Source organism: Allocatelliglobosispora scoriae, from assembly GCF_014204945.1.
Taxonomy (GTDB): Bacteria; Actinomycetota; Actinomycetes; order Mycobacteriales; family Micromonosporaceae; genus Allocatelliglobosispora; species Allocatelliglobosispora scoriae.
This window is the reverse complement of record NZ_JACHMN010000002.1, coordinates 4,081,171-4,104,529: the sequence shown is the minus strand read 5'-3', so window position 1 is coordinate 4,104,529 and position 23,359 is coordinate 4,081,171. Positions and strand designations below refer to the sequence as shown.

The 23,359-nt window shown below is 69.7% G+C and carries 22 protein-coding genes, 1 pseudogene and 1 riboswitch; of the genes and pseudogenes, 9 read left to right on the top strand and 14 right to left on the bottom strand.

Translation table 11 applies throughout. The annotated features are described in order from the left end of the window. Position 1: 1 nt before the first annotated feature. From thiE to F4553_RS24270, 4 genes are all read right to left on the bottom strand, one after another. Positions 2–598, bottom strand: a complete 597-nt coding sequence (gene thiE, locus F4553_RS24285; protein WP_184839593.1) for a thiamine phosphate synthase — start codon at positions 596–598, stop codon at positions 2–4. After that, a riboswitch (TPP riboswitch) is annotated at positions 591–699 on the bottom strand. It overlaps the preceding gene by 8 nt. A gap of 7 nt (positions 700–706) precedes the next feature. Beyond that, on the bottom strand, positions 707–1,204 hold the full coding sequence (locus F4553_RS24280; RefSeq protein WP_312875332.1) for a helix-turn-helix domain-containing protein: 498 nt from the start codon (positions 1,202–1,204) through the stop codon (positions 707–709). A 330-nt stretch (positions 1,205–1,534) separates the two neighbouring features. Beyond that, positions 1,535–3,181 (bottom strand): ABC-F family ATP-binding cassette domain-containing protein, encoded by a 1,647-nt coding sequence (locus tag F4553_RS24275; RefSeq protein WP_184839589.1) that lies wholly within the window; start codon positions 3,179–3,181, stop codon positions 1,535–1,537. Positions 3,182–3,314: 133 nt separating this feature from the next. Beyond that, complete coding sequence (locus F4553_RS24270; protein ID WP_184839587.1) at positions 3,315–4,163, bottom strand: PhzF family protein; 849 nt, start codon at positions 4,161–4,163, stop codon at positions 3,315–3,317. 30 nt (positions 4,164–4,193) lie between these two features. On the opposite strand from F4553_RS24270, the gene F4553_RS24265 reads away from it, so the two are divergent. Next, on the top strand, positions 4,194–5,432 hold the full coding sequence (locus F4553_RS24265; RefSeq protein ID WP_184839585.1) for a magnesium transporter MgtE N-terminal domain-containing protein: 1,239 nt from the start codon (positions 4,194–4,196) through the stop codon (positions 5,430–5,432). Beyond that, positions 5,425–5,988, top strand: a complete 564-nt coding sequence (locus F4553_RS24260; RefSeq protein WP_184839583.1) for a DUF1003 domain-containing protein — start codon at positions 5,425–5,427, stop codon at positions 5,986–5,988. The genes F4553_RS24265 and F4553_RS24260 overlap by 8 nt, the downstream gene beginning before the upstream one ends. A gap of 258 nt (positions 5,989–6,246) precedes the next feature. On the opposite strand, the gene F4553_RS24255 is transcribed toward F4553_RS24260, so the two are convergent. The 6 genes from F4553_RS24255 to F4553_RS24230 form a co-directional block, all read right to left on the bottom strand. Beyond that, positions 6,247–7,389, bottom strand: coding sequence for an Mrp/NBP35 family ATP-binding protein (locus tag F4553_RS24255; RefSeq protein ID WP_184839581.1), 1,143 nt, complete (start codon positions 7,387–7,389; stop codon positions 6,247–6,249). A 221-nt stretch (positions 7,390–7,610) separates the two neighbouring features. After that, entirely contained in the window at positions 7,611–8,027 is a 417-nt protein-coding gene (locus F4553_RS24250) for a twin-arginine translocase TatA/TatE family subunit (protein ID WP_184841157.1), read from the bottom strand. A 108-nt stretch (positions 8,028–8,135) separates the two neighbouring features. Beyond that, entirely contained in the window at positions 8,136–9,338 is a 1,203-nt protein-coding gene (locus F4553_RS24245) for a S1C family serine protease (RefSeq protein WP_184841156.1), read from the bottom strand. A 196-nt stretch (positions 9,339–9,534) separates the two neighbouring features. Continuing rightward, positions 9,535–10,128, bottom strand: a complete 594-nt coding sequence (locus F4553_RS24240; protein WP_184839579.1) for an O-methyltransferase — start codon at positions 10,126–10,128, stop codon at positions 9,535–9,537. 73 nt (positions 10,129–10,201) lie between these two features. Next, the gene (locus F4553_RS24235; protein ID WP_184839577.1) at positions 10,202–11,671 is read right to left on the bottom strand and encodes a leucyl aminopeptidase family protein; all 1,470 of its coding nucleotides are present in this window, start codon (positions 11,669–11,671) and stop codon (positions 10,202–10,204) included. Positions 11,672–11,786: 115 nt separating this feature from the next. Beyond that, positions 11,787–11,954, bottom strand: coding sequence for a DUF3117 domain-containing protein (locus tag F4553_RS24230; RefSeq protein WP_084556858.1), 168 nt, complete (start codon positions 11,952–11,954; stop codon positions 11,787–11,789). 258 nt (positions 11,955–12,212) lie between these two features. On the opposite strand from F4553_RS24230, the gene F4553_RS24225 reads away from it, so the two are divergent. The 3 genes and pseudogenes from F4553_RS24225 to F4553_RS24215 all read left to right on the top strand — a co-directional run. Then, positions 12,213–13,004: a PaaX family transcriptional regulator gene (locus F4553_RS24225; RefSeq protein WP_184839575.1), complete on the top strand. Its 792-nt coding sequence runs from the start codon at positions 12,213–12,215 to the stop codon at positions 13,002–13,004. Position 13,005: 1 nt separating this feature from the next. Further along, positions 13,006–13,800, top strand: coding sequence for an enoyl-CoA hydratase-related protein (locus F4553_RS24220; protein ID WP_184839573.1), 795 nt, complete (start codon positions 13,006–13,008; stop codon positions 13,798–13,800). An 81-nt stretch (positions 13,801–13,881) separates the two neighbouring features. Next, positions 13,882–14,088 (top strand): annotated as a pseudogene (locus F4553_RS24215) (hypothetical protein); the annotation flags it as partial. Here the strand turns inward: F4553_RS24215 and F4553_RS24210 are convergent. The 3 genes from F4553_RS24210 to F4553_RS24200 all read right to left on the bottom strand — a co-directional run bounded on the left by F4553_RS24210 (position 14,083) and on the right by F4553_RS24200 (position 15,671). Beyond that, a complete protein-coding gene (locus tag F4553_RS24210) occupies positions 14,083–14,544 on the bottom strand; it encodes an SRPBCC family protein (RefSeq protein ID WP_184839569.1) in 462 nt (153 codons plus the stop codon). The pseudogene F4553_RS24215 and the gene F4553_RS24210 sit on opposite strands and share 6 nt — an antisense overlap. Continuing rightward, positions 14,541–15,197, bottom strand: coding sequence for a DivIVA domain-containing protein (locus F4553_RS24205; protein ID WP_221469998.1), 657 nt, complete (start codon positions 15,195–15,197; stop codon positions 14,541–14,543). The genes F4553_RS24210 and F4553_RS24205 overlap by 4 nt, the downstream gene beginning before the upstream one ends. A gap of 102 nt (positions 15,198–15,299) precedes the next feature. Then, positions 15,300–15,671: an NADH-quinone oxidoreductase subunit A gene (locus F4553_RS24200; RefSeq protein ID WP_184839567.1), complete on the bottom strand. Its 372-nt coding sequence runs from the start codon at positions 15,669–15,671 to the stop codon at positions 15,300–15,302. Positions 15,672–15,792: 121 nt separating this feature from the next. On the opposite strand from F4553_RS24200, the gene F4553_RS24195 reads away from it, so the two are divergent. The 3 genes from F4553_RS24195 to F4553_RS24185 all read left to right on the top strand — a co-directional run bounded on the left by F4553_RS24195 (position 15,793) and on the right by F4553_RS24185 (position 19,330). Further along, complete coding sequence (locus F4553_RS24195) at positions 15,793–17,637, top strand: 2-oxoacid:acceptor oxidoreductase subunit alpha (RefSeq protein WP_184839565.1); 1,845 nt, start codon at positions 15,793–15,795, stop codon at positions 17,635–17,637. After that, positions 17,630–18,670 carry a 2-oxoacid:ferredoxin oxidoreductase subunit beta gene (locus F4553_RS24190; RefSeq protein WP_184839564.1) on the top strand — a complete coding sequence of 347 codons (1,041 nt, stop codon included), beginning with the start codon at positions 17,630–17,632 and terminating at the stop codon, positions 18,668–18,670. The genes F4553_RS24195 and F4553_RS24190 overlap by 8 nt, the downstream gene beginning before the upstream one ends. A 135-nt stretch (positions 18,671–18,805) precedes the next feature. Beyond that, entirely contained in the window at positions 18,806–19,330 is a 525-nt protein-coding gene (locus tag F4553_RS24185; RefSeq protein WP_184839562.1) for a phospholipase, read from the top strand. Here F4553_RS24185 and F4553_RS24180 read toward each other — a convergent pair. Next, a complete protein-coding gene (locus F4553_RS24180; RefSeq protein ID WP_184839560.1) occupies positions 19,311–22,040 on the bottom strand; it encodes an ATP-binding protein in 2,730 nt (909 codons plus the stop codon). The two genes, F4553_RS24185 and F4553_RS24180, sit on opposite strands and share 20 nt — an antisense overlap. A 280-nt stretch (positions 22,041–22,320) precedes the next feature. On the opposite strand from F4553_RS24180, the gene F4553_RS42545 reads away from it, so the two are divergent. Next, positions 22,321–23,322: a lytic murein transglycosylase gene (locus F4553_RS42545; RefSeq protein ID WP_184839557.1), complete on the top strand. Its 1,002-nt coding sequence runs from the start codon at positions 22,321–22,323 to the stop codon at positions 23,320–23,322. The last annotated feature ends 37 nt before the right edge of the window (positions 23,323–23,359 follow it).

Sequence of the window (23,359 nt, the reverse complement as noted above, 5' to 3'; positions counted from 1 at the left end):
GTCACCCCAGTGCCCGGAGCAGCTCGGCGGTCGCGCGCGCCGGGTCGGCCGCGTCGCGGATCGCGCCGATCACGGCCAGCCCGTGCGCGCCCGCCGCAAGCACCGCCGGCACGTCCCGCACGGTCAGTCCCCCAATGGCGATCACAGGGGTACGCCCGGCAGCCGCCACCACCTCCGCAAGCCCGGCCAGCCCGATCACGGCAGCCGCAACGTCCTTGGTGAAGCTCGGATTTACCTGCCCGCACCCCAGGTAGTCGGCGTGCTCCAGCACCTCGGCCGCCCGTCCGGGCCGACGCGCGCTCGCACCGAGGACGGCCCGATCGCCGAGGATGCGGCGGCTCACCTCGATCGGCAGGTCGTCGGCACCGACGTGGGCACCGGTCGCCCCCACCGCGAGCGCAACGTCGAGCCGGTCATTGATCAGGCAGACGGCACCGCGGGCCTCGCACTCGTGCGCTACCTTGACGGAGAGCTCGAACGCCTCCCGGTCGGTGACGTCGTCAGCCACGCGCACCTGGATGAGGGGGGCACCTGCGGAGAGCGCCGCTCGCGCTATCTCCAGCGAGTCGGTGACGACATGAAGCCGCGGAATATCCATCGAGAATCCTTCCTGCGCCGGCATGATCCGGATCAGGTTCGACGGTCGGGGCTACAGAGCCCCCTCTCAGCCCGGTGCACCGGACTCCCGTGGGTTACCTGCCGGAGCCTACGGCGCATCGCGGTAATGATGCAACCGTGGCTCCGGCAGGTGTCGGTGCTTCGAGACTCGGACCTGCCACTGGCTCAACCTCCGCTGATAGTCCCGCCTGCGCCGGTCGCGGTAGAAGGTCTCGGGCGGTCTGGCCAGCCCGTAGATGTCGGCCCACCACTCGCCCGGCTCGGGATCAGGAATGACGTCGAGGTGCGCGGGGTAGAGCCGCTCGGCGCCGTCGCGCAGGTCGTCCCTCGTCTTCATCGGCTGCAGGACGTTGCCGTCCGGATCGACCACCGCCAGGAAGAACCCGGCCGCTGCCAGCAGGGTGGCGAAGGTGTTGATGCTCGGCAGGATCGTGCCCGACTCGGACCGGCCGACGGTCGCGGCGGAGACCTTCGCGGCCCGGGCCAGCTCGCGTTGGCTCAGGTCGGAGCGCCGCCGCGCCGCCCGCAGGATCCCGGAGATCGGGAAGGGCGGGCAGATCGGAATCGCGGGCTGGCTTCTCGGCACGCCAACAGCATCGCCATATTTGCGGAGGTTCACCATCGGCTGTGGATAACTCAGGAGATATCCACAGCTCACCCGGCGGTCTCCGGGTAAGTCTGCGCCGCGCTTTGCTCTGCTTACACGGACGCATCACCGGCTAAGTCCGGACATTCCCGGTGATGCGCAGGTGTAAGCAGAGCAAAGCGTCGCGCGAGCTAGGTGATGGGCGTGCGCTCCCTCGCGCCGCATGTGGACAACCCGTTGCCGGCTGTGGACGGCGATCGGCCCCGGGTGATCGCCGTGAACGACGACCGACCCGAGGCCGATGAAGGTTGGCGGTGCCGTCAGGTCCGGCTAGCGGACATCCCAGACCGGTTGCGGGGTCTCGGTGACCTCACCATCGGTGGCGAAGAGCAGGAACCGGTCGAACGACTTCGCGAACCAGCGATCGTGCGTCACCGTGATCACCGTGCCCTCGAACTTCGCCAACCCCTCCTGCAGCGCTTCGGCCGAGGCGAGGTCGAGGTTGTCCGTGGGCTCGTCGAGCAGCAGCAGCGTGGCCCCCGACAGCTCCAGCATGAGCACCAGGAACCGGGCCTGTTGACCGCCGGAGAGCGTGCCGAACTTCTGGTCCCCCTGCGTGGCGAGCTCATAGCGGTCGAGCTTGCGCATCGCCTCGTGCCGGTCCATGCCCTGCCGGTTGTCGTCGCCGCGCCAGAGGATCTCCACCAGCGTGCGGTCGACGAGTTCCGGCCGGTCGTGGGTCTGCGAGAAGTGACCGGGCTTCACCCGGGCGCCGAGCCGCGCGTTGCCCTCGTGCCGGACGAAGGTGTGCTTGCCGCCGTCGACGGACGACTCGACTCCGTCGGTCCCGCCCCGGGCGAGCAGCCGCAGGAAGTGTGACTTGCCGGTGCCGTTGGCGCCGAGGACGGCGAGGCGGTCGCCGTACCAGAGCTCCAGGTCGAAGGGGAAGGTCAGGTCGGTGAGCTCCAGCTGCTCGCAGATGACGCTGCGCTTGCCGGTCCGTCCGCCGGCGAGGCGCATCTTGATCTCCTGGTCCTTCGGCGGCAGCGACGGAGCACCGGCCTCCTCGAACTTCTCCAGCTTCGTCATCGCCGACTGGTAGCGCGAGGCCATCTTGGAGTTGTAGGCGGCCTTCTGCTTGTACATCAGCATCTGCTGGCGGAGCTTCTCGTGCTCCTCATCCCAGCGCTTACGGTTCTCTTCCATCTTCTCGTGCCGGACATAGCGGGCGTCGTGCCAACTGGCGAAGCCACCGGGGTGGATCCAGGCCGAACCGCCCTCGACCGCCACGACCCGGTCGGCGGTCTGATTGAGCAACTCCCGGTCGTGGGAGACGTAGAGCACCGACTTGGTCGACTCGCGCAGGCGCTGCTCCAGCCAGCGTTTCGCGGGCACGTCGAGGAAGTTGTCCGGCTCGTCGAGCAGGAGCACCTCCTCGGGGCCCCGGAGCAGCATCTCCAGGGCGAACCGCTTCTGCTGGCCGCCGCTGAGGGTGCGAACGGGGCGATCGCGGCAGGCGTCCCACGACAGCTCCAGCACGAGGATGCTCACGGTGTCGAAGAGCACCTCGGCGTCGTACCCCCCGGATTCTCCCCACGCGGTGAGCGCGTTGGCGTAGGCGATCTGGGCCCGCTCGGTCGGGTCGGCCTGCATCGCGCGCTCGGCCTTCGCCAGGCGCTCGCCCGCGGCCCGGACCGTCGGCGGAGCCAGCGACAGCGCCATGTCGGCGAGCGTGGTGTCGTCACCGATCATGCCGATGAACTGGCGCATGACACCGAGGCCACCGGCGCGCGCGATGCCGCCGGTCTTGGTCGGCAGGTCGCCCGCGACCATCCGCAACAGCGTCGTCTTGCCCGCGCCGTTGGGACCGACGAGCGCGATCTTGGCGCCCTCGCCCACCCGGAACGAGACCTCCGAGAAGAGCTGGCGACCATCCGGCAGCACGTAGCCGACACCCGAGACATCCACATAACCCACGGCCGCATCCTGCCTGATCAGGCACCCATCCCGCGACTCGTTTTGCGCCAAGATCGTCGCAACTCTTCAAGAGTTGTGGCTTCAGGCCGCCAGGCCTTAAGCACAACTCTTGAAGAGTTGCGACGATCTTGGCCTAGGGAACACGGATCGTGCCCGTGGCGATCGGGACCACCTCGCCCGAGACGGTCGCGTTCGTCACTACGCCATCGACCGCGGTCACCGTGCACGACAGCAGCGACGGCCGATCGATGAAGGTGCCCTGGTGGACCGTGTAGCGCGCCGTCCCCGAGGCCGGGAGCAGCCCCGAGGTGACGAGCCAGACGCCGAGCCCCAGCGCGGCCGAGCCGGTCGCGGGATCCTCCGGTACGCCGAGGCCCGGGCAGAAGACCCGGGACTGCGCGGACCGGGAATCGGGGTCCCAGGCGAAGGCGCAGACATCGGTGAGGCCGTGGCGGCGGGCGGCCGCACCGTCGACCGACGCCCTGGCCAGCGCCTCCGCGGTCACCGGCAGGAACGGGAACTCCAGACCGCAGCCCGCCCGGCGCACCACGCCGACGACATCGGCGCCGGTGAGGCCGGTGATCTCCAGCAGCGGTGCCGGGTCCAGCGGATCGCCGACCGTGGCCGCCCCGCCGGTCAGCGTCGCCGCACCGCCGACGACCGCGATCGGGAGGATGCCCGCGCCGCACTCCTGCGTCAGCGTGCCCGGCTCGGCGAGCCCGCGCCGGGTCACCATCACCGCCGCCCCGACGCTCGGGTGTCCGGCGAACGGCAACTCCCGGTCCGGGGTGAAGATCCGCGCTCGATAGGTCGCCTGCGACGAAGGCAACACGAAGATAGTTTCGGAGAGGTTGAACTCCTTCGCCAGCACGAGCATCTGCTGGCCGGAGAGGTCGTCGGCGCCGAAGACCACGGCCAATGGATTGCCGGCAAAGGGTCGATCGGTGAATACGTCGACTATCTCGTACGCCAAGCTGATCATTCAGACACCGTAGGCCATTACGCTGTGTGGGTGGCCTCGTCGAACAGGGTATATGTCGCCCGTCTCGCCGGCCTGACCGTCTTCGATCCCAATGGTGATCAGGTGGGCAGGGTGCGAGATGCCGTGGCGCGTGTCCGCGCGGCCGGACGACCCCCGCTCGTGGTCGGGCTGATCGCGGAGATGCCCATGCGCCGCCGCATCTTTTTGCCGATCGGCCGGGTGACCTCACTGGACGCCGAGAGCGTCGTGCTCAACACCGGCACCCTCAACCTGCGCCGCTTCGAGAAGCGCGCCGGCGAGATGCTCATCCTGGAGGAGCTCCTCGACCGCCGCGTGTCCTTCGTCGACGACGGCTCCCCCGGCGTCGTGATCGACGTGGCGATGGAGTCCGATCGCAGCGGCGAGTGGACCCTCGGCAGGCTCGCGGTGCGCGAGGTCACCGGCCGCCTCAGCCGCCGCGGCCAGTTACACCAAGTCGACTGGTACGAGGTGAGCGGCCTCCTCGCACCCCCCGCCGACCAGGGCACCGAGTCCCTCCTGGCGGTGCTGGAGAAGATGCGCCCCGCCGACCTCGCCCATGCCCTGCAGGAGATGTCGGATGCGCGGCGCAACGAGGTCGCCAAGGCGCTCGACGACGAGCGGCTCGCCGACGTGATGTCCGAGCTTCCCGAGCACGACCAGGTCGAGATCCTCGGCACGCTCGACCGGGAACGCGCCGCCGACGTGCTGGAGGAGATGGACCCCGACGACGCCGCCGACCTCCTCGCCGAGCTGCCCCCGCCGGAGCAGGAGGTGCTGCTGGACCTCATGCACCCCGACGAATCCCGCCCGGTCCGAGCGCTGATGATCTATGCCGAGGGCACCGCGGGCGCGGTCATGACGAGCGAACCCGTCATCCTCACCCCCGACGCGACGGTGGCGGAGGCCCTGGCTCGGGTACGCGAGCCGCAGGTCTCCCCGTGCGTCGCCGCGCAGGTCTTCGTGACCCGTCCGCCCATGGCTACGCCGACCGGCCGCTATCTCGGGATGGTGCACTTCCAGCGGCTGCTCCGCGAGCCGCCCGCCTCGCTGGTCGGCAGCATCGTCGAGAACGACGTCGACCCGCTGCACCCCGACACCACGCTGCAGGGGATCACCCGGCGAATGGCGACCTACAACATGGTGGCGATGCCCGTCGTCGACGACAAGGGACGGCTCGTCGGCGCCGCCACCGTCGACGACCTGCTCGACCATCTGCTCCCCGACGACTGGCGAGAGCACCGTGAGTGACCTCCGCCGCCTCGACCAGCCCCGGGAGCCCCGGCGGCTGACCCTTCCTCGCTTCAACCCGGAGGCGTTCGGCCGCTGGTCGGAGCAGATCGCCCGGTTCATGGGGACGGCTCGGTTCCTCGTCTACATGACCGTCTTCATCCTGGCGTGGCTCGCCTGGAACGTGCTGGCGCCGTCGGATCTGCAGTTCGACCCGTACACCTTCACGTTCTTGACCTTGCTCTTGTCCCTGCAGGCCTCCTATGCGGCGCCGTTGATCCTGCTCGCGCAGAACCGGCAGGCGGACCGCGACCGGTTGACGATGGAGGAGGACCGGCGGCGGGCGGCGATGCAGAAGGCCGAGACGGAGTTCCTGGCGCGGGAGATCGCGTCGCTGCGGATCGCGCTGGGCGAGGTCGCCACTCGCGACTTCCTGCGGTCGGAGCTGTCGCGGCTGGCCGAGGAGTTGGATGAGGCCGCTCATCGGCGTCAGCAGTTGGATCGCAAGCATCATCAGCGGGAGCTGAAGGCTGCTCGGCGTGATTCATTCGACGACTTCTCGGATACTGACGGGTGATCTTGTGGGGGCGGTGTGGGGCGGGGACGACCACTCTGGGCGGTCAGGCTTGATCCCGTCGTGGTCGTCCCCGCCCCACACCTCCGCTTGACCAGAGTTGCTGGTGGGGGCGCCTCTTACGGTTCGGGATCAACCGCACAGACGGTGCCCGTGTTCCGTTGGGTTCGACAGAATCGTGGTCGCGTTCCAGCGCTTGACCACCTGTCACGGCCGATCCTTGATCGTCGCAACTCTTGAAGAGTTGGTGTTATGCGCGCGTTAGCGGCCTGCTGGCTTGAGGCCTAGGGACTTGCCCAGGAGGGACTCCTTGCGGAGGGCCAGGCGGTCGGCCACCTGGGTGAGGGCCTTGGCCGCCGGGGAGTCGGGAGCGGCCAGGACGACCGGGTTGCCGGCGTCGCCGGACTCCCTGACCAGGGTGTCCAGGGGGATCTGACCCAGCAGGGGAACCTTGGCGCCCAGCAGGGTGGTGAGGGAGTCGGCCACGGTCTGGCCGCCGCCGGAGCCGAAGATGTCCATGCGCTCGCCGGTGGGGAGCTCCAGCCAGGACATGTTCTCCACCACGCCGACGATGCGCTGGTGGGTCTGGACGGCGATGGAGCCGGCGCGCTCGGCGACCTCGGCTGCCGCCATCTGGGGGGTGGTGACGATGAGGATCTCGGCGTTGGGGAGGAGCTGGGCGAGGGAGATCGCCACGTCGCCGGTGCCGGGCGGCAGGTCCAGGAGGAGCACGTCGAGGTCGCCCCAGTAGACATCGGCGAGGAACTGCTGGAGGGCCCGGTGGAGCATGGGGCCGCGCCAGACGACCGCGGCGTTGCCCGCGGTGAACATGCCGATCGAGATGACCTTCACCCCGTGCGACTGGGGCGGCATGATCATGTCTTCGACCTGGGTGGGGCGGCCGTCGGCGCCGAGCATGCGCGGCACCGAGTGGCCGTAGATGTCGGCGTCGATGACACCGACGCTCAGGCCGCGGGCGGCGAGGCTGGCGGCGAGGTTGACCGTGACGCTGGACTTGCCGACGCCGCCCTTGCCGGAGGCGACCGCGTAGACCCGGGTCCTCGACCCCGGCTGCGCGAACGGGATGACCGGCTCGGCCGCCTTGGGGCCGCGCAGGGTGGCCTGGAGTCCCTGCCGCTGCTCGGGGCTCATCACGCCGAAGTCGATCACCACGGCACTGACCCCGGCCACCTGCATCGTGGCCTCGGTGATGTCGGTCCGCAGCTTGTCCTTGAGCGGGCAGCCCGCCACGGTGAGCAGGATGCGGATCGTGGCGACGCCGTCGTCGACGGTGACCGAGTCGACCATCCCGAGCTCGGTGATGGGACGGCGGATCTCGGGATCGTTGACCTTCGCCAGGTTGGCGGTGATCGCTTCGGTGAGCGTCGTGACAGGCGCGGACATGGACCCCATGCTACGTCCAGGCCGGCCCGGGACCGGCAGTCGCAGCGCCCGGTGTGAGACGTTCCCCACCGGATGGCGCCCCCGAACGCGAAAAACCGCGCGCCGCAAGGGGCAGGGCGCGCGGTCAATCTATGGACATCGTCGCATGGCCGTCCGGCGCCGTCCAGGTTTCGGCGAAGTACTGGCTGCTAGGAGGGTACGGCGATCAGCTCAACGGCCGATCAGGTCGCGTCGACGAACCGGCTTCCCGAGACAGCCGGCGGCTCCGGCGTGGTCGGCGCGGTGGAGGAGACCTTGCGGGGGTCGAACTCACCCGCCGTCGACTTCACGTCGTCGGCGATCGACCGGACATCGTTGCGGACGTCGTCGAACATCCCCTGCAGCGGCTTGCGCAGCGCTGCCTCTTCTTCCTCGCTGAGCAGGTGCTTGCGCATGAAGGTCTTGGGGTTGAGGTCCTCGAGCGAGATGTCGGTGCCGAGCTCGCGGCTCAGGTCACCCGTGGCGTTGCGGGCCATGTTGCGCAGATTGCGCAGCATGCGCATGCCGTCGGCGATGGCGTTGGGCAGCTTCTCGCCGAAGATCAACAGAGCGATCAGCAGGAGAGCGAAGAACTCCCAACCGTTCAGATTCTCGAAGATCCCCATCACTGCCTCTCGTCACCAGCGCCGCAGACCGGCAGACCCAGCGTACGCACGCTTGCCGCCCGCGGCTACTGCGCTTATCGACCGAGAGGTTGGCTTCCGCAGCTATTTGGCGTCGGCGACGAGCGTGACGGTCACCCGTTGACGATCGGAGCCCCGCAGGAACTCCACCGTCACCGCCGTCCCGGGAGCGTATTTGCGCACCATGGCGATGAGGTCGGCCGACTCGGCGAGCTGGTGCCCGTCGATCGTGACGACCACGTCGCCGCCGCGCAGGCCGGCCCCCGCCGCCGGTCCGGCCGGGTCGACGGTCGCGAGGCGTACGCCCTTGTGCGAGTCCTCCAGCCGCGCCCCGATGACGGTACGCCGGGCGTGCCCGGTCTTGATGATCTCCTCGGCGACCCGTTTCGCCTGGTTGATCGGGATGGCGAAGGCGAGGCCGATGTTGCCCGACGACGCGTCGTCCGTCGCCAGCGACTTGATCACCGAGTTGATGCCGATCACCTCACCACCGCTGTTGAGCAGCGGGCCACCGGAGTTGCCGTGGTTGATGGCGGCATCGGTCTGGATCGCCGCGTAATACCGCTGCTGCCCGGCATCCCCCGCGACGAGGGTCCGGTCCAGCGCGCTGACGATGCCGGAGGTGACCGTCGAGGTCAGGGCCAGTGGTGATCCGATCGCGAGCACCGGATCGCCGACCGCCACCTGATCCGAGTCGCCGAGCTGCACCGGGGTCAGCCCGTCGGCACTCACCTTGATCACGGCGACGTCCGACTCCGGATCGGTACCGACGACCTTGGCAGGCGCCGTGCTCCCGTCGTTGAAGAGCACGGTGACGTTGGATCCGCCCGAGACGACGTGATCGTTGGTGATCACGTAGCCGTCCTTGCTCACCACGAACCCGGAGCCGAGCGCGGTGCCGCCGGCAACGGGTACGCGTACCGTCACGACACTCGGCAGCACCCGGCCGATCACGGCCGCGTAGGAATCGGGTGCACGTTGAGCGATCGCCGGTGCCATGTGGGTCGCGCCGAGAAGGTTCTCCCGCTGCTCGGCGGGGCTGCTCAGCCCGATCCCGATCGCGGCACCGAGCGCGCCAGCGGTCAGCGTCATCACTCCGGCGAGCGCCACCAGGGCGACAAGACGCTTTCGCGGGTACGCCGGTCCGGGCAGCTGCTCGGGAGCCGGTTGGCCCGGTGCGGCCGGGACGGCGTACATGGTCGCGGGCGACTCCGGGTCGCGCCACGGATCATTGGCCGCGTCGCTCCACCAGTGCGCGCCATCGCGCTCATTGCCGCTGCTCTGCATCACGTGAACGCCTCTCGTCTCTCCCGTCCACAATTACACGAAAGCGACTTTCACGACGTTTTTTCACGGCATTGCCGAGGTAACCCCCAAAATTCGCGTTGATCAAGGGAAGACTCACCATCCCGGGTGCCCGATTTGCGGCGAGTCTTCCCTTGATCAACGCGAATTTTGGGGGCGGGGGGCGGGCGGGGAGGGGTTAGCGGCGGACTGCGGTGAGGACTCCGTCGATGCTGGGGAGGAGGGCTGCGGTCCAGGTGCGGTCGTCGGCGCGGACGTCTTCGGCGAGAGTGCCTCGGCCCGCGCCGATCACCACCAGGGTGCCGCTGGGGCGGAGCAGGCGGGCGGCGGCGGCCACGCAGGCAGCGCGCTCGGTCGGCTCGCCGTCGACGAGGACCAGGTCGTAGGCGCCGTCGGAGAGGCGGGGCAGCACCTCGAGCGCGCGGCCCGCGATGACCCGGCTGCGGCCCGAGGCGAACCCGGCCTCCAGGAAGATCCGCCGGGCCATCCGCTGGTGCTCGGCGTCGGGATCGATCGTGGTGAGCACGCCCTCGGGGCGCATCCCGCGCAGCAGCCAGAGCCCGCTGTAGCCGGTACCGGTGCCGATCTCGATGACGGACTTGGCGCCGGAGGCCGCCGCGAGGACGCGCAGCAGCGCACCGGTCGCGGCGGAGACGGTGGTGAGACCGAGCTCCCCGGCCAGGCCACGAGCGGTCTGCAGGACGAGATCCTCCGTCGCGAAGGACTCGGCCTGTTGGCCGGACACTATGGACTGGCCGAACTGCCTGATCATGACCTCTCTCCGATCGTTCCTGATCGGAGAGAGTAGTAGTTGACCGACCACCCAGGCGAACGCGATAAGCGCGTTACAGGGACTCGAACCAGCGCACCAGGGTTCGCACACCCCAGCCGGTCGCGCCCTTGGCGAGCTCGCCGTTGGCGGAGTCGGCCCAGGACGGCGACGACATGTCGATGTGCGCCCACCGGTCGTGCTGCTCACCGGTGAACTCGCGCAGGTAGAGCGCGGCGGTGATGGTGCCCGCCGCGGAGACCTCGGTCGAGTTGTAGAGGTCGGCGATCTCGCTCACGACCGCGGCGCGGTAGTCGCCGGGGAGCGGGAGCTGCCAGACCGACTCCCCCGCCGCCTTGGCGGCCTCGCTGAGCGCCTTGACCAGTGCGTCGTCCTCGGAGAAGAGAGCAGCGATCCGCTTGCCGAGGGCGACCCGGGAGGCGCCGGTCAGCGTCGCCAGGTCGATCAGGTAGTCGGGGTCGTAGGTCTCGACGGCGTAGGCGAGGGCGTCGCCGAGCACGACGCGGCCCTCGGCGTCGGTGCTGCGCACCTCGGTGGTGAGGCCGCCGTAGTGCTTGATCACGTCGCCCTGCCGCCACGAGGTGCCGGAGACGAGGTTCTCCGCGAGCGCGACGAGGGCGGTGACCCGGACCGGCAGCTCCAGCTCGGCGGCGGCGAGGGTGGCACCGACGACCGCGGCACCGCCGCCCATGTCCTTGCGCATGAGCGCCATCGCGTCGGCGGGCTTGATGTCGATGCCGCCGGTGTCGAAGGTGATGCCCTTGCCGACGAGCACGACGTGCCGGGTCGCACCCTCGGGCGCGTAGTCGAGGCGGAGCAGGCGCGGACCCCGGGAGGAGCCCGAACCGACGGCGAGGATGCCGTTGAAGCCGTCGGCCGCGAGCTCGGCGGGGTCCCAGACCTTGATCTCGATCCGGCCGCCCCGCTCGGTGACCTGGTCGACGAACCACTCGGGGGTCTTCACACCGGAGGGCATGTTGGTGAGGTCCCGGGCGAAGCGCGTGTGGGTGGCGACGATGCGAGCGGTGTCGATGGCCCGCTGGTCCACGCCGGGCGCGTGCAGACGCAGGCCGGTCAGCTTGGGGCCGTCGTCAGGACCTGGCTCGACGAGGCGGAATTTGTATTCGGCGAGCCAGGCGCCCTCGGCGAAACCGCGGACGGCGGCGGCCGGCTCCCGGGCCGAGGTGATCTCGATCGTGACGGAGGTCTCTTTTACTGATGACCTGGTCACAGCGGCTCCGGCGGACCGCCAACCGGCTTCGTCGCCCTCGCCGATGCCCACAAACAGGACTTTGGATGTCTCCTGGAGCGGACGGTGCAGAATATGGACTTCACCGGCTTTACCGGAGTGCGCGACCTGGGCGAGAAAGGCCTCGGCCTCGGCTCGGAGATCGTCGGGAAGGGAGGTGGCGACCACGGCTGCCGAGGCAGAGCCTTCGGGCTTCGACACGGGGAACGCGACCACGCCGGGCGCGGCTCCGATGATGGGTTCGTCGGGACCGGCGGTGAAGGCGATATCGAGCATGCACCCACCTTAGTGGGCGGGATGATCCAAAGAGAACGGCCAAGCGCACCAGCACGGGGGGCCGCCACTCACCCGTGCCAGTGCGCTCGATCAAGTTGTGTGTCTGGAACGGTCGTCAGCCGACGGCTTCCTTGAGGGCTTCACCAAGACGCGTGGCCTCGTCGGGGGTCATCTCGACCACCAGGCGACCGCCGCCCTCCAGCGGCACCCGCATGACGATGCCCCGGCCCTCCTTGGTGACCTCCAGCGGACCGTCGCCCGTCCGCGGCTTCATCGCCGCCATCTCTGTCTCCCCTCAGACTTCCCACCGTTACGGGCTCGCCCCGCCACGGTCGACCACGCGGCATCGCGGTGCCCCCGCGAACGGGCTGGCGGCACTGCGCAATCGTGTGGTCTAGGCGGCGGCGTGACCGGCTGGGTCGGCCGACACACCGCGCCGATTAATGATTTTCCCTGATGCTGGCCACACTTCCCAAACCGGGCCGCCTAGGATGTGACAGTGCCTGGCAAAAATGCCTACAAACTGTCACAATAATCGGTCATGCAGGCCCGGTCGGCTCTCTTCGATCTCTACGGGGATCACCTCCGCGTTCGCGGTGGACGCGCACCCGTCGCCGCGCTCGTTCGTCTGCTCGCACCTGTCAAGATCGCCGCACCGGCTGTGCGCACCGCCGTGTCGCGGATGGTACGGCAAGGTTGGCTCGCGCCCGCGCGACTCACCGGTGGCCCTGGGTACCAATTGACGCCGAAAGCATCCCGTCGGCTCGACGAGGCGGCCAGCCGGATCTATCGCACCGCCCGGGCCGCCTGGGACGGGCGTTTCGACCTGCTGATCGTCGTGCCGCCCGCCGACCGCCGGGCCCGCGAGCGCCTCGCCGACGACCTGACCTTCCTGGGCTACGGCCGGCTCGGCGACGAGACCTGGGTCGGTGCGCGCCCCTCCGCCGAGGTCGATCAGCTCCTCATCGACGCCGGGATCCCGGCCGAGCGCTTCTCGGCGAGCCACCACCGCGGCGTGCCGGGCTCGATGGCCCTGGTCCGCAGCGCCTGGGACCTCGCCGCGGTCGGGGCCGCCTACACCGACTTCGTCGAGCGGATGCGGCCCGTCGTCGCCCCGGTCAACGGCCGATCGCCGGATGATCAGGCTTATGCGGCGCGCTTCGTGCTCGTACACGAGTGGCGTAGTTTTCTCTTTCGCGACCCGCAACTGCCCGCGGCGCTGCTGCCCGACGACTGGCCGGGCGCGACGGCAGCGAGCTTCTTCGATCGCCATGCGGCTCGGCTGCGACCGGCAGCCGACCGATTCGTCGCCACCTGCCTTGAGGAGTCATGACATGGCCGACCCACTGCTCATCGACCACACCGACGGTGTCGCCACGCTGACGCTCAACCGACCCGAGGCGATGAACGCGCTCAACGTCGCGCTCAAGCAGGCGCTGCGCGACGCGGTGATCGAGCTCAACGCCGAGCCCGGCGTGCGCGCGGTGGTGATCACGGGCGCGGGCGAGCGGGCCTTCTGCGTCGGCCAGGACCTGCGCGAGCACCTCGGCTTCCTGAAGTCGGGCGATCCGTCGCCGCTGGGCACGGTGGTCGAGCACTACAACCCGCTGGTCACAGCGCTCGCCGAGCTCAACGTGCCGGTGATCGCGGCGGTGCGCGGTGCCGCCGCCGGGGCGGGTGCCTCGCTGGCGCTGCTCGCGGACTTCCGGATCGGCGGGCCGTCGACGAGCCTGCTGATGGCGTTCGCAAAGGTCGGCCTCGCCGGTGACAGCGGCATCTCGTGGTCCCTGCCGCGCCTCGTCGGCCACGCGAAGGCGCTGGAGCTGCTGCTGCTCGCGGAGCCGGTCGGCGCGGCCGAGGCGCACCGGCTCGGGCTGCTGACGCGGGTCGCCGAGACCGACGACGAGATCCTTCCGGCCGCGCAGGAGCTCGCCGCGCGGCTCGCCGCCGGGCCGACGGTCGCCTTCGGCGCGATCAAGCGAGAGCTCGCGATCGGGTCGGTGGGCACGCTCGCCGAGGCGCTGGCATCCGAGGCCGCCGAGCAGGCCCTTTGCGGGGGTACGCAGGACCACGTGGAGTCGACGATGGCCTTTGTGGAGAAGCGCACACCGAGGTTTGTCGGTGCATGAGCTTCGCGCCGGCACGAGGAGTGAGCGAGTGAGCCCCGCAGGGCGCGCCGGAGATACAGCTCGTGGTGGGATGAAAGCATGAAGAGTGCTTGGCTGGTGAGCGTCGCGCTGCCCATCGAGGCGACCTCGGCCGCGGATGCCGTGCGCGAATACTGGAAATACGTGGAGCAGCTCGGCAGCGCCGGGCTGCCCGCCTTCGTCTCGCCGGTCGGCGACGAGCTCGCGATGACCGCTTATCTGCTGGACGAGCCGACCAACCTCGACCCGGAGGAGGACGGCGAGCTATAGCGCGTCGCGCTCGACCATCCGGGCGAACCGGCCCAGCGCATGGCGGAAGCCCAGCTTGGATCCCGGCCAGAGCAGCGGCCACATCGCCTTGCCCGCCCAGCCGCCCGGCAGCTCGAACCACTCGTGCAGCACGACCTGGGTGCGGCCGTTCTCCATCGAGGTGCAGCGGACGACACCGGGGCCGCGCAGGACCTTGCCGCAGTGCAGCACCCGCACCTCGTAGGGCGCGTCGATCCGCTCGATCCGCATCTCGTCGAGGAGCACGCCGGGGCCGAGCTTCGTCACCGCCTCGACCATGCTGCCCACGCCGCCGTCGCCCGAGACGACCCTGACCTTGGTCATCGGGATCCACTCGCTCTGGCGCTCCCAGTCGACGAAGGCCGCGAAGACCTTGTCGGCGGGCGCGTTGACGATGACGGTCGCGGTCACCTCGCCGGTGGATCTGGTGTCGGTCACCCGCGGGTCGTCACTTTCTGAGCCGGTGCGTCGGTGCTCTCGGCGGTGACAGCCGGGTCGGCCTCGGTGTCAGCGGGGTGGTCGGCCTCATCGTCGGCCTTCGCCTCGGCCGGCCACGGCGCGAACGGGCCGTCGGGCACGCTCGTGTCGGGCTCCTGGACCTCGACCGGCTCCGCTTCGGCGGTCGGCGCAGCGGCCACCTCGCCCAGGTCGATCACGGGGGCGGCCGCGCCCCGGTCGAGCGGCAGCTCGTCGCCGGGCTCGGCGGGCGTCGCCTCGCCGAGAGCGGAGAGGCGAGCGGTGCGCAGCGCGTCCGCGTCGTCGAGGCGGCCCTCGCGCAGGGCCTCCACCTCGGCGGAGAGCACGCCGATCAGCTCGTCCTTGTAGCCGATGTCATAGGCGACCCGCCGCAGCGCCTGGTCGACCTGGGCCATCCGGTAGCCGCGGGCGACGAAGAATCCCGACGCCGAGTCGAAGGTCGTCTGCACGACGTCGCTCTCGACCAGCGGCCGGCTCCCCGGCAGCGGAACCGAGCGGCCGTCCGGCTCGACCCCGCGCAAACCGGGATCCGAGCCGCCGACCAGCACCATCACGCCGAAGACGACGGCACCGACGGTGAGTGCCACGACGAGCAGGAGCAGCAACTGGGCCATGATGTCGATCCTGGCAGAATTAACCGCGCTGGCAAAGTAGCGAGGATAAATCAGGCCTAAGGCCCGCTTAATCCGTCTCGGATCAGCGCTCGGCGAATCCGCTCAACTCCAGGTGAGAGCCTTTTTCCGCCAGGCATAGAGAAGACCCAGCGCGAGGACTCCGACAAATATTGCCATTTCGACCACCGTGGTCGAGCCCTGCTCGAGATAGACGACTGCCCACGGGAAGAGAAACGCCGCCTCGACCGCGAAGAGGAGGTAGAGATATGCGTAGAGGTAATAACGGATATGCACCTGTGCCCAGCCGCCCCCAACAGGGTCTAGGCCGCACTCGTAGGTCTCGAACTTGCCCGCCGGGCTCGCCGGGGAGGAAGGTCGCAGCAGGCGGTTGGCACCGAAAGCACCGACGAAGACAAGGCCCGTCGCCAGCAGCAGTAGACCCAGGGTGGCATAGGTGCTGAGATAACCGTCCACGGCCTCAGACTATGCCTTGATCCGCACGGTGGGACAGGCGCACCTGGGGTCATCGATCTTCATGGTGACGACGTAGGCTTTTCATGACGGACACGTTAATAGGCGTGCTTGGAGGTAGATGGTGGCCAAGGAGATACAGCAGCTCGATCGCGTGGTCATTCGGTTTGCGGGTGACTCGGGCGACGGCATGCAGCTCACCGGCGATCGGTTCACCTCGGAAACGGCGCAGCTCGGCAACGACATCTCGACGTTGCCGAACTTCCCGGCCGAGATCCGCGCACCCGCGGGCACCCTTCCCGGAGTCTCCAGTTTTCAGGTGCACTTCGCCGACTTCGACATCCTGACGCCGGGCGACGCGCCCAACGTCCTGGTGGCGATGAACCCGGCGGCGCTGAAGGCCAACATCGACGACCTGCCGCGGGGCGCGACGATCATCGTCAACACCGACGAGTTCACCAAGCGCAACCTGGTCAAGGTCGGCTACGCGGTCTCGCCGCTCGATGACGGATCCCTGGATGCCTACTCGGTGCACCCGGTCGGGCTGACGAGCATGACCGTCGGCGCCCTCTCGGAGCACCCGGTCAGCAAGAAGGACGCCGAGCGGGCCAAGAACATGTTCGCGCTGGGCCTGCTGAGCTGGCTCTACTCGCGTCCGCACGGCTCCACCCTGGAGTTCCTGCGCAAGAAGTTCGCCGCCCGCCCCGAGCTCGTCGCCGCCAACATCGCCGCCTTCGAGGCCGGCTGGTCGTTCGGCGAGACGACGGAGGGCTTCGCGGTCCGCTACGAGGTCAAGCCGGCCAAGATGAAGCCGGGCAACTACCGCAACATCACCGGCAACACCGCGCTCGCCCTCGGGCTGGTCGCGGCCGGTGTCCGGGCGAAGCTGCCGGTGGTCCTCGGCGCCTACCCGATCACTCCGGCCTCGGACATCCTGCACGAGCTGAGCAAGCACAAGAAGTTCGGCGTGACGACGATCCAGGCCGAGGACGAGATCGCCGCGGTCGGCATCGCGCTCGGCGCCTCCTACGGCGGTGCGCTCGGCGTGACGAGCACCAGCGGACCGGGCGTGGCGCTCAAGAGCGAGACGATCTCGCTCGGCGTGGCGCTGGAGCTGCCGCTCGTCATCGTCGACGTGCAGCGGGCCGGCCCCTCGACGGGTCTGCCGACCAAAACCGAGCAGGCCGACCTCAACATGGCCCTGCACGGCCGGCACGGCGAGGCGCCCGTCGCGGTGATCGCGCCCCGGTCGCCGTCGGACTGCTTCTTCGCCGCGATCGAGGCCTGCCGGATCGCCATCACCTACCGCACGCCGGTGCTGCTCCTCTCCGACGGCTACATCGCCAACGGCTCCGAGCCGTGGCTGCTGCCGGAGGTCGACGATCTGCCCGACCTGCAGGTGACGTTCGCCACCGAGCCCAACGCGGAGGGCGGCAAGTTCCTGCCCTATCTGCGGGACCCGGAGACGATGGCCCGCCCCTGGGCCGTCCCCGGCACCCCTGGTCTGGAGCACCGGATCGGCGGTCTGGAGAAGGCCGACAAGACCGGCGACATCTCCTACGACCCGGCCAACCACGACTTCATGGTCCGCACCCGGGCGGCGCGGATCGAGGGCATCCCGGTGCCCGACATCGAGATCGAGGACCCGTCGGGCGAGGCTCGCGTACTCGTCCTGGGCTGGGGTTCGACCTACGGCCCGATCGGTGCCGCGTCCCGTGCGCTGCGCCAGTCGGGACACAAGATCGCCCAGGCGCACCTGCGCCACCTGAACCCGCTCCCCGCCAATCTGGGAGCCGTGCTGCGCAGCTACGACCGCGTCGTGGTCCCCGAGATGAACCTCGGCCAGCTGGCCCAGCTCCTCCGCGGCCGCTACCTCGTCGATGTCATCCCCTACAACCAGGTACGCGGGCTCCCCTTCACCTCGTCGGAGCTCGCCACGATGCTGGAAGAGGTCGTGAAGAATGTCTGACACAGCCGTTCCCGTTGCGCTGACCATGAAGGACTTCAAGTCCGATCAGGAGGTGCGCTGGTGCCCGGGGTGTGGTGACTACGCCATCCTCGCCGCGATGCAGAGCTTCCTGCCGGAGCTGGGCATCCCGCGCGAGCGGATCGTCTTCGTGTCCGGCATCGGCTGCTCGTCGCGCTTCCCCTACTACCTCAACACCTACGGCATGCACTCGATCCACGGCCGCGCGCCGGCGATCGCGACCGGCCTGTCGGTGAGCCGCCCCGACCTCAACGTCTGGGTGGTGACGGGCGACGGCGACGCGCTCTCGATCGGCGGCAACCACCTGATCCACGCGCTGCGCCGCAACGTCAACCTGAAGATCCTGCTCTTCAACAACCGGATCTACGGCTTGACCAAGGGGCAGTACTCCCCCACCTCCGAGGTGGGCAAGATCACGAAGTCCACCCCGATGGGCTCGGCCGACGCGCCCTTCAACCCGATCTCGCTGGCGCTCGGCGCCGAGGCGACCTTCGTGGCCCGCACGATCGACTCCGACCGCAAGCACCTCCAGTCGGTGCTGCGGGCGGCGGCGGAGCACAACGGTTCGGCCTTCGTCGAGATCTACCAGAACTGCAACATCTTCAACGATGGCGCGTTCGAGGTGCTGAAGGACTCCGAGACCAGGGACGATTACCTGATCAATCTGGAGCACGGGCAGCCGATCACCTTCGGCAAGGACCGGGAATGGTGCGTCGTGCACCCGCCCGGCGCCTTCGGCCTGGAGGTCCGGGCGACCTCCTCGGTCACGCCCGACGAGATCGTGGTGCACGACGCGACGGTGCAGGAGCCGGCCTACGCGTTCGCACTCTCCCGGCTGCCGGGGCTGACGCTGCGCAACACCCCGATCGGCGTCTTCCGCAGCGTCGTCAAGGACACCTATGACGACGTGGTCCGCGCCCAGGTCGACGGCGCCAAGGCCAAGGCCGCCAGCACCACCCAGGAGGAGCAGCTCACCTCGCTGCTCAACGCGGGCGACACCTGGACGATTATCTAATAGATTTATATTTATCATCATTTCGCGGGGATCGCCGTTTCGTGCGGTCCCCGCGAAATCGTGTGCGCACCTCTACAGCCTCGGCGGCATCGGCCCGGACACTCTGGCGTACCCCCTAGATCCTGAGGTGACGCGATGACCCGCACCCGCTCCGTGCTGCTCGCCCTTCCCCTGGCCGCGCTCTTCGTCGCGGCCCTGGCCGCGCCCGCCGCCGCCGCCGTCCCCGCCGACAAGCCCGCCGTGCTCTCCAGCTGGACCCAGACCAGCGCCGCGAGCTACAACTCCTGGCTGAGCGCGCGCAACAACCAGGGCGCGTGGGCCGCATACGCCTTCAACTGGTCGACCGACCTCTGCTCCACCTCGCCGGACAACCCGCTCGGCTTCGACTTCAAGCTCTCCTGCGCGCGGCACGACTTCGGTTACCGCAACCACAAGGAGCTGGGGATCTTCCCCGCCAACAAGGCCCGCATCGACAGCGCCTTCTACGAGGATCTCAAGCGCAAGTGCTCGACCTACAACGCCTTCGTCCGGCCGGCCTGCACCAGCCTCGCCTGGACCTATTACCAGGCGGTCAAGAACTTCGGCTCGCTCGCCTCGGTCACCCCCGCCGACATCGACCGGGCCGCGAAGCTGCTGCCGGCTACTTCTTCAGCGCGCTGAACCGGGCCGAGTCGGCGGCGAGATCAGGGTGCTCCACCGTGAGCGCCAGCGCCGCCGCCTCGTCCAGCGACATCACCGACCCCTGCGCCCAGGCCTCGTCGAAGACCGCGTCGCCGAGCGCGGCCCTGATCGCGTCCTGCTGCTCGGCCCAGTAGGAGCCGAAGAGGCCGGAACCGCGGCAGAGCCGTGCCTTGGCGGCCGCCGCCGCGCCGAAGAGCTTCGCCGCGATCAGCGCATCGCCGCCGATGAGGCAGCGCACCGCCATGGCGTTGACGGCGACACAGGCGCGCGAGTGGAAGCCGTAGGACATCCGCGAGCGCAGGGCGACCGACAGGTGGTCGTGCGCCGCGACGACATCCCGCCGCCCGAGCGCCACCATGCCCAGGAGCAGGTCGACCGTACGCCGACCCCGCTCCGCCGGCCGCAACGCCTCCGTCGGACGCGCGTTGGCGAGCAGCTCCGCCGCCTCGTCATAGGCACCGCGCAGCCAGAGCAGCTCGGCGAGGTTGTAGACGGCGAAGAGCGCGTCGGCCATCACGTTGTGCGCGGCGGCCCAGGTCAGCAGGGTCCGGCAGAGCGACTCGGCCTCGGCGGCCTTGCCGATCGAGACCAGCGGACCGGCCTGCCCCGCGAGCACCCGGGCCATCGTGCCGTTGTCGCCGCTGCGCCGGGCGGCCGTCTCGGCCTGCTTGGCGAAGCGCAGCTCCTCGGCGACCTCGCCGTCGGCGCACGAGTGCACCGAGTGCGAGTAGTAGGCCAGGGCGAGCTCGCTGTCGGGGATCTGCTCGCCGGTCTCCGCCTGTCGGGAGTAGAGCCGGAAGTGCCAGAGCCGTCCCTCACGGGCCAGGCCGCGCTCGCGCCACCACTGGTCGAGACCGGCGGCGATGGTCAGACCGACTCGGGCACTGCCGCCGGTGACACACCAGCGCAGGGCGGCCCGCAGCTCGGCGGCGAGCGGGTCCAACGCGTACATCGAGAGCGTCACGGCCCGGCCGTCGGCGCCCCTGCTCACCCGCTGCAGGCGGTGCAGTGCCCAGGTGACGTGGCGGTCCCGCGCCGAGCGCTCCTCCCCGTCGGTGACGAGCCGGCGGGCGGCGAAGGCGCGGATCGGGTCGAGCAGCCGATAGGTGGTGCCGTTGGGGCCGCTGGAGGCCTGGATCAGCGACTTGTCGACGAGGGTGGCGAGGGCGTCGAGGGGATCGCCCGCTATCAGCCACTCGACGGTGGAGAGGTCGACGGGGCCCGCGAAGACGGCGAGCGCGCGCAGCAGCCGGGCCGACTCCGCGCTCAGCGTGCGATAGGACCACATCACGGTCGCCTGCATCGTCGCGTGCCGCGAGGAGGCGTCCATCGCGTCGGCGGAGGCACCGCGGCCGGCGTCGAGGGCGCCCAGCGGATCGGGCTGGCGGCCGTCGAGCTCCGCTTCGAGGCGCTCGGCGAGCTCGCTCGCGTCCAGGACCCGCAGCCGGGCCGCGGCGAGCTCCAGCGCGAGCGGCAGGCCGTCCAGGCGGACCGCCACCCGGGTCAGGTGCCGGGCCTCGTGCGGCATGAGGGGGCGGCCGCCACGCGCCGCCGCGGTGCGCTCCAGCAGCAGGCAGACGGCGTCGGAGTGGGCATCGCCGGGCGCGGCGTGCAGGCCGAGCGGCGGGATGCGCCAGACCACCTCACCCGCGACGCCGAGCGGCTCACGGCTCGTGGCGAGCACGCTGACACCCAGGCCGCAGGCGAGCAGCGCGGTGACGACGGGCGTGACGCCGCCGAGTTGGGCGTCGCAGGTGTCGAGGACGAGCAGGATCTTGCGGGTGGAGGCGTGGTCGAGCAGGGTCTGCATGACCGGGCGGCCGGGCTCGGGCCGGATGCCGAGGGCGTCGATGACGGCGAGCGTGACCATGCCGGGGTCGGTGACCGGACCCTGGGCCGCCAGCTCCATCCCGATCAGGGCGAGATCGACGAACCACACACCGTCCGAGTAGGACTCGGCGATCGTCTCGGCGAGGCGGACCGCGAGCCTGGTCTTGCCCGCACCGCCCGCACCCACCACGGTGACGAGCCGGTTATGCGACATCAGGCTGTGCAGCTCGGCCGTCTCGCGCTCGCGCCCGACGAAACCGGTCACCGGCACCGGCAGGTTGTGCGGGGCCGAGCCGAGCGTGCGGGGCCGCGGGAACTGGCGCTCCAGACCGGGCGCGACGAGCTGGTGGAGGCGCTCACGACCATCGAAGCCACGCAGGCGGTGCAGGCCGAGGTCGAGCAGCCACGCGTCGTCGGGCAGGGGTGCGGCATGCTCCGCCGTGGCGCCGGAGAGGAGCACCTGGCCGCCGTGTGCGGCTTCGGCGACCCGGGCGGCACGGTGCACCTCGGCGCTGGCGTACTCCCCGGCGTGTGCTTGTGCGTGGCCGGTGTGCAGGCCCATGCGGACCCGCGGCCGCGCGTCCTCGCTGGGCCACGGGTGGGCGGCGAGCAGCCGCTGTGCCTCGGCACACGCGGCGACGGCGCGCCACGCATCGGCGAAGGCGAAGAAGAACGAGTCGCCCTCCGTGAAGAGCTCCGCACCACCGCCGTCGACCAACGCGGCCCGCAACAATCGCCGGTGCTCGTTGAGCACCGGTCGGTAGTCCCGGCCGAGCATCTGGGCCAACCGCGTTGAGCCCTCGATGTCGGTGAAGACGAACGTCACCAGCCCACTGGGCAGACGCATCCCTGCCGTCACGCCTAACCCCCACCCCCTGGAAGTCGCGGGTTCATGCTGTCGCATGTACCTGGAAGATTGCATCCCCGAAACGGCTTAGGAAGCGCAGACCTTGGTCCTGACCCGCCAAGACAGGTGAAGAACCGGCTAACGATCGAGGTCGAAACTGGTTGTCTGCGTGACGTAACGATGACCCGGACTTCCTCGATGTGGTCCAAATGGTCACATGTAGATCACCTCCGGGGCCAGCCAGTCGGATGTTGGTTCGCAGGATCACACCGATTGAGCAATACTCGATCGCGTGACGGCCCCTACCCCCGAGCCCGAGACCGCGCCCGCCGTGGAGAGTCCGACCACCGAAACCTCGCCGACCGCCGCGACCCAGCCGACGGCCGCGACTGCGCCGACCGCCCCGGGCGGACCGGCCAAGCACCGCATCCGGCCGGCCGGCGTGTCCGCGGTCGGTGCGACCGCCGCCTCGGCGACGGCCGCCGCGACCAAGATCGCCACGGCCGCCCGTAAGCCGCACGGCCAGCTCGCGGTCGGCGGCGCGATGATCGTCGTCATCGTCGGGATCACCGCCCTGCTCGGCGCGATCCTCGTCCCCGCGAGCGCCACGCCGCGCCCGGCCGCGCAGGCGAGCGAGACGACGACGATCGAGCCCACGCCGAGCGAGTCGGCCTTCCTCCCCTCGCCCTCGTCGTCACCGACGGCCAGTGCCTCGCCGGTCACGGCCAACTCCGGCCTGACCGAGTGGGCCGACCGGCTCGCGACGAAGGTCGAGATCCCCCCGGTGGCGCTCCGCGCCTACGGGTACGCCGAATGGGTCCTCGGCCAGCGCAAGCCGACCTGCAAGCTCTCCTGGACCACGCTGGCCGCCATCGGCAAGGTGGAGTCCAACCACGGCCGTACCGGCGCCTCCACGCTGGGCGCGGACGGCCGGGCGCTGCCGCCGATCGTCGGGCCGCCGCTGGACGGCAAGGGCGGCCGGAAGAAGATCACCGATACCGACGCGGGCGCTCTCGACAACGACCGGGCCTTCGATCACGCGGTCGGACCGATGCAGTTCATCCCGAAGACCTGGCGCGCGCTGGGCACCGACGCCGACGGTGACGGGATCATCGATCCGTCCGATATCGACGACGCCGCGCTCGCCGCCGCGAATCAACTCTGCGCCTCGGCGAAGGACTTGACCGTGATCGCCAACTGGAAAGCGGCGATCCTCGGTTACAACAACGTTTCTCAATATTTGCTGGATGTTTACGCCGCCGCGAACACCTACGGGCAGAAGAGTCGCGGATAACTCAGAGTAATGGTCTCCACACTCTGGAGAAACAGGC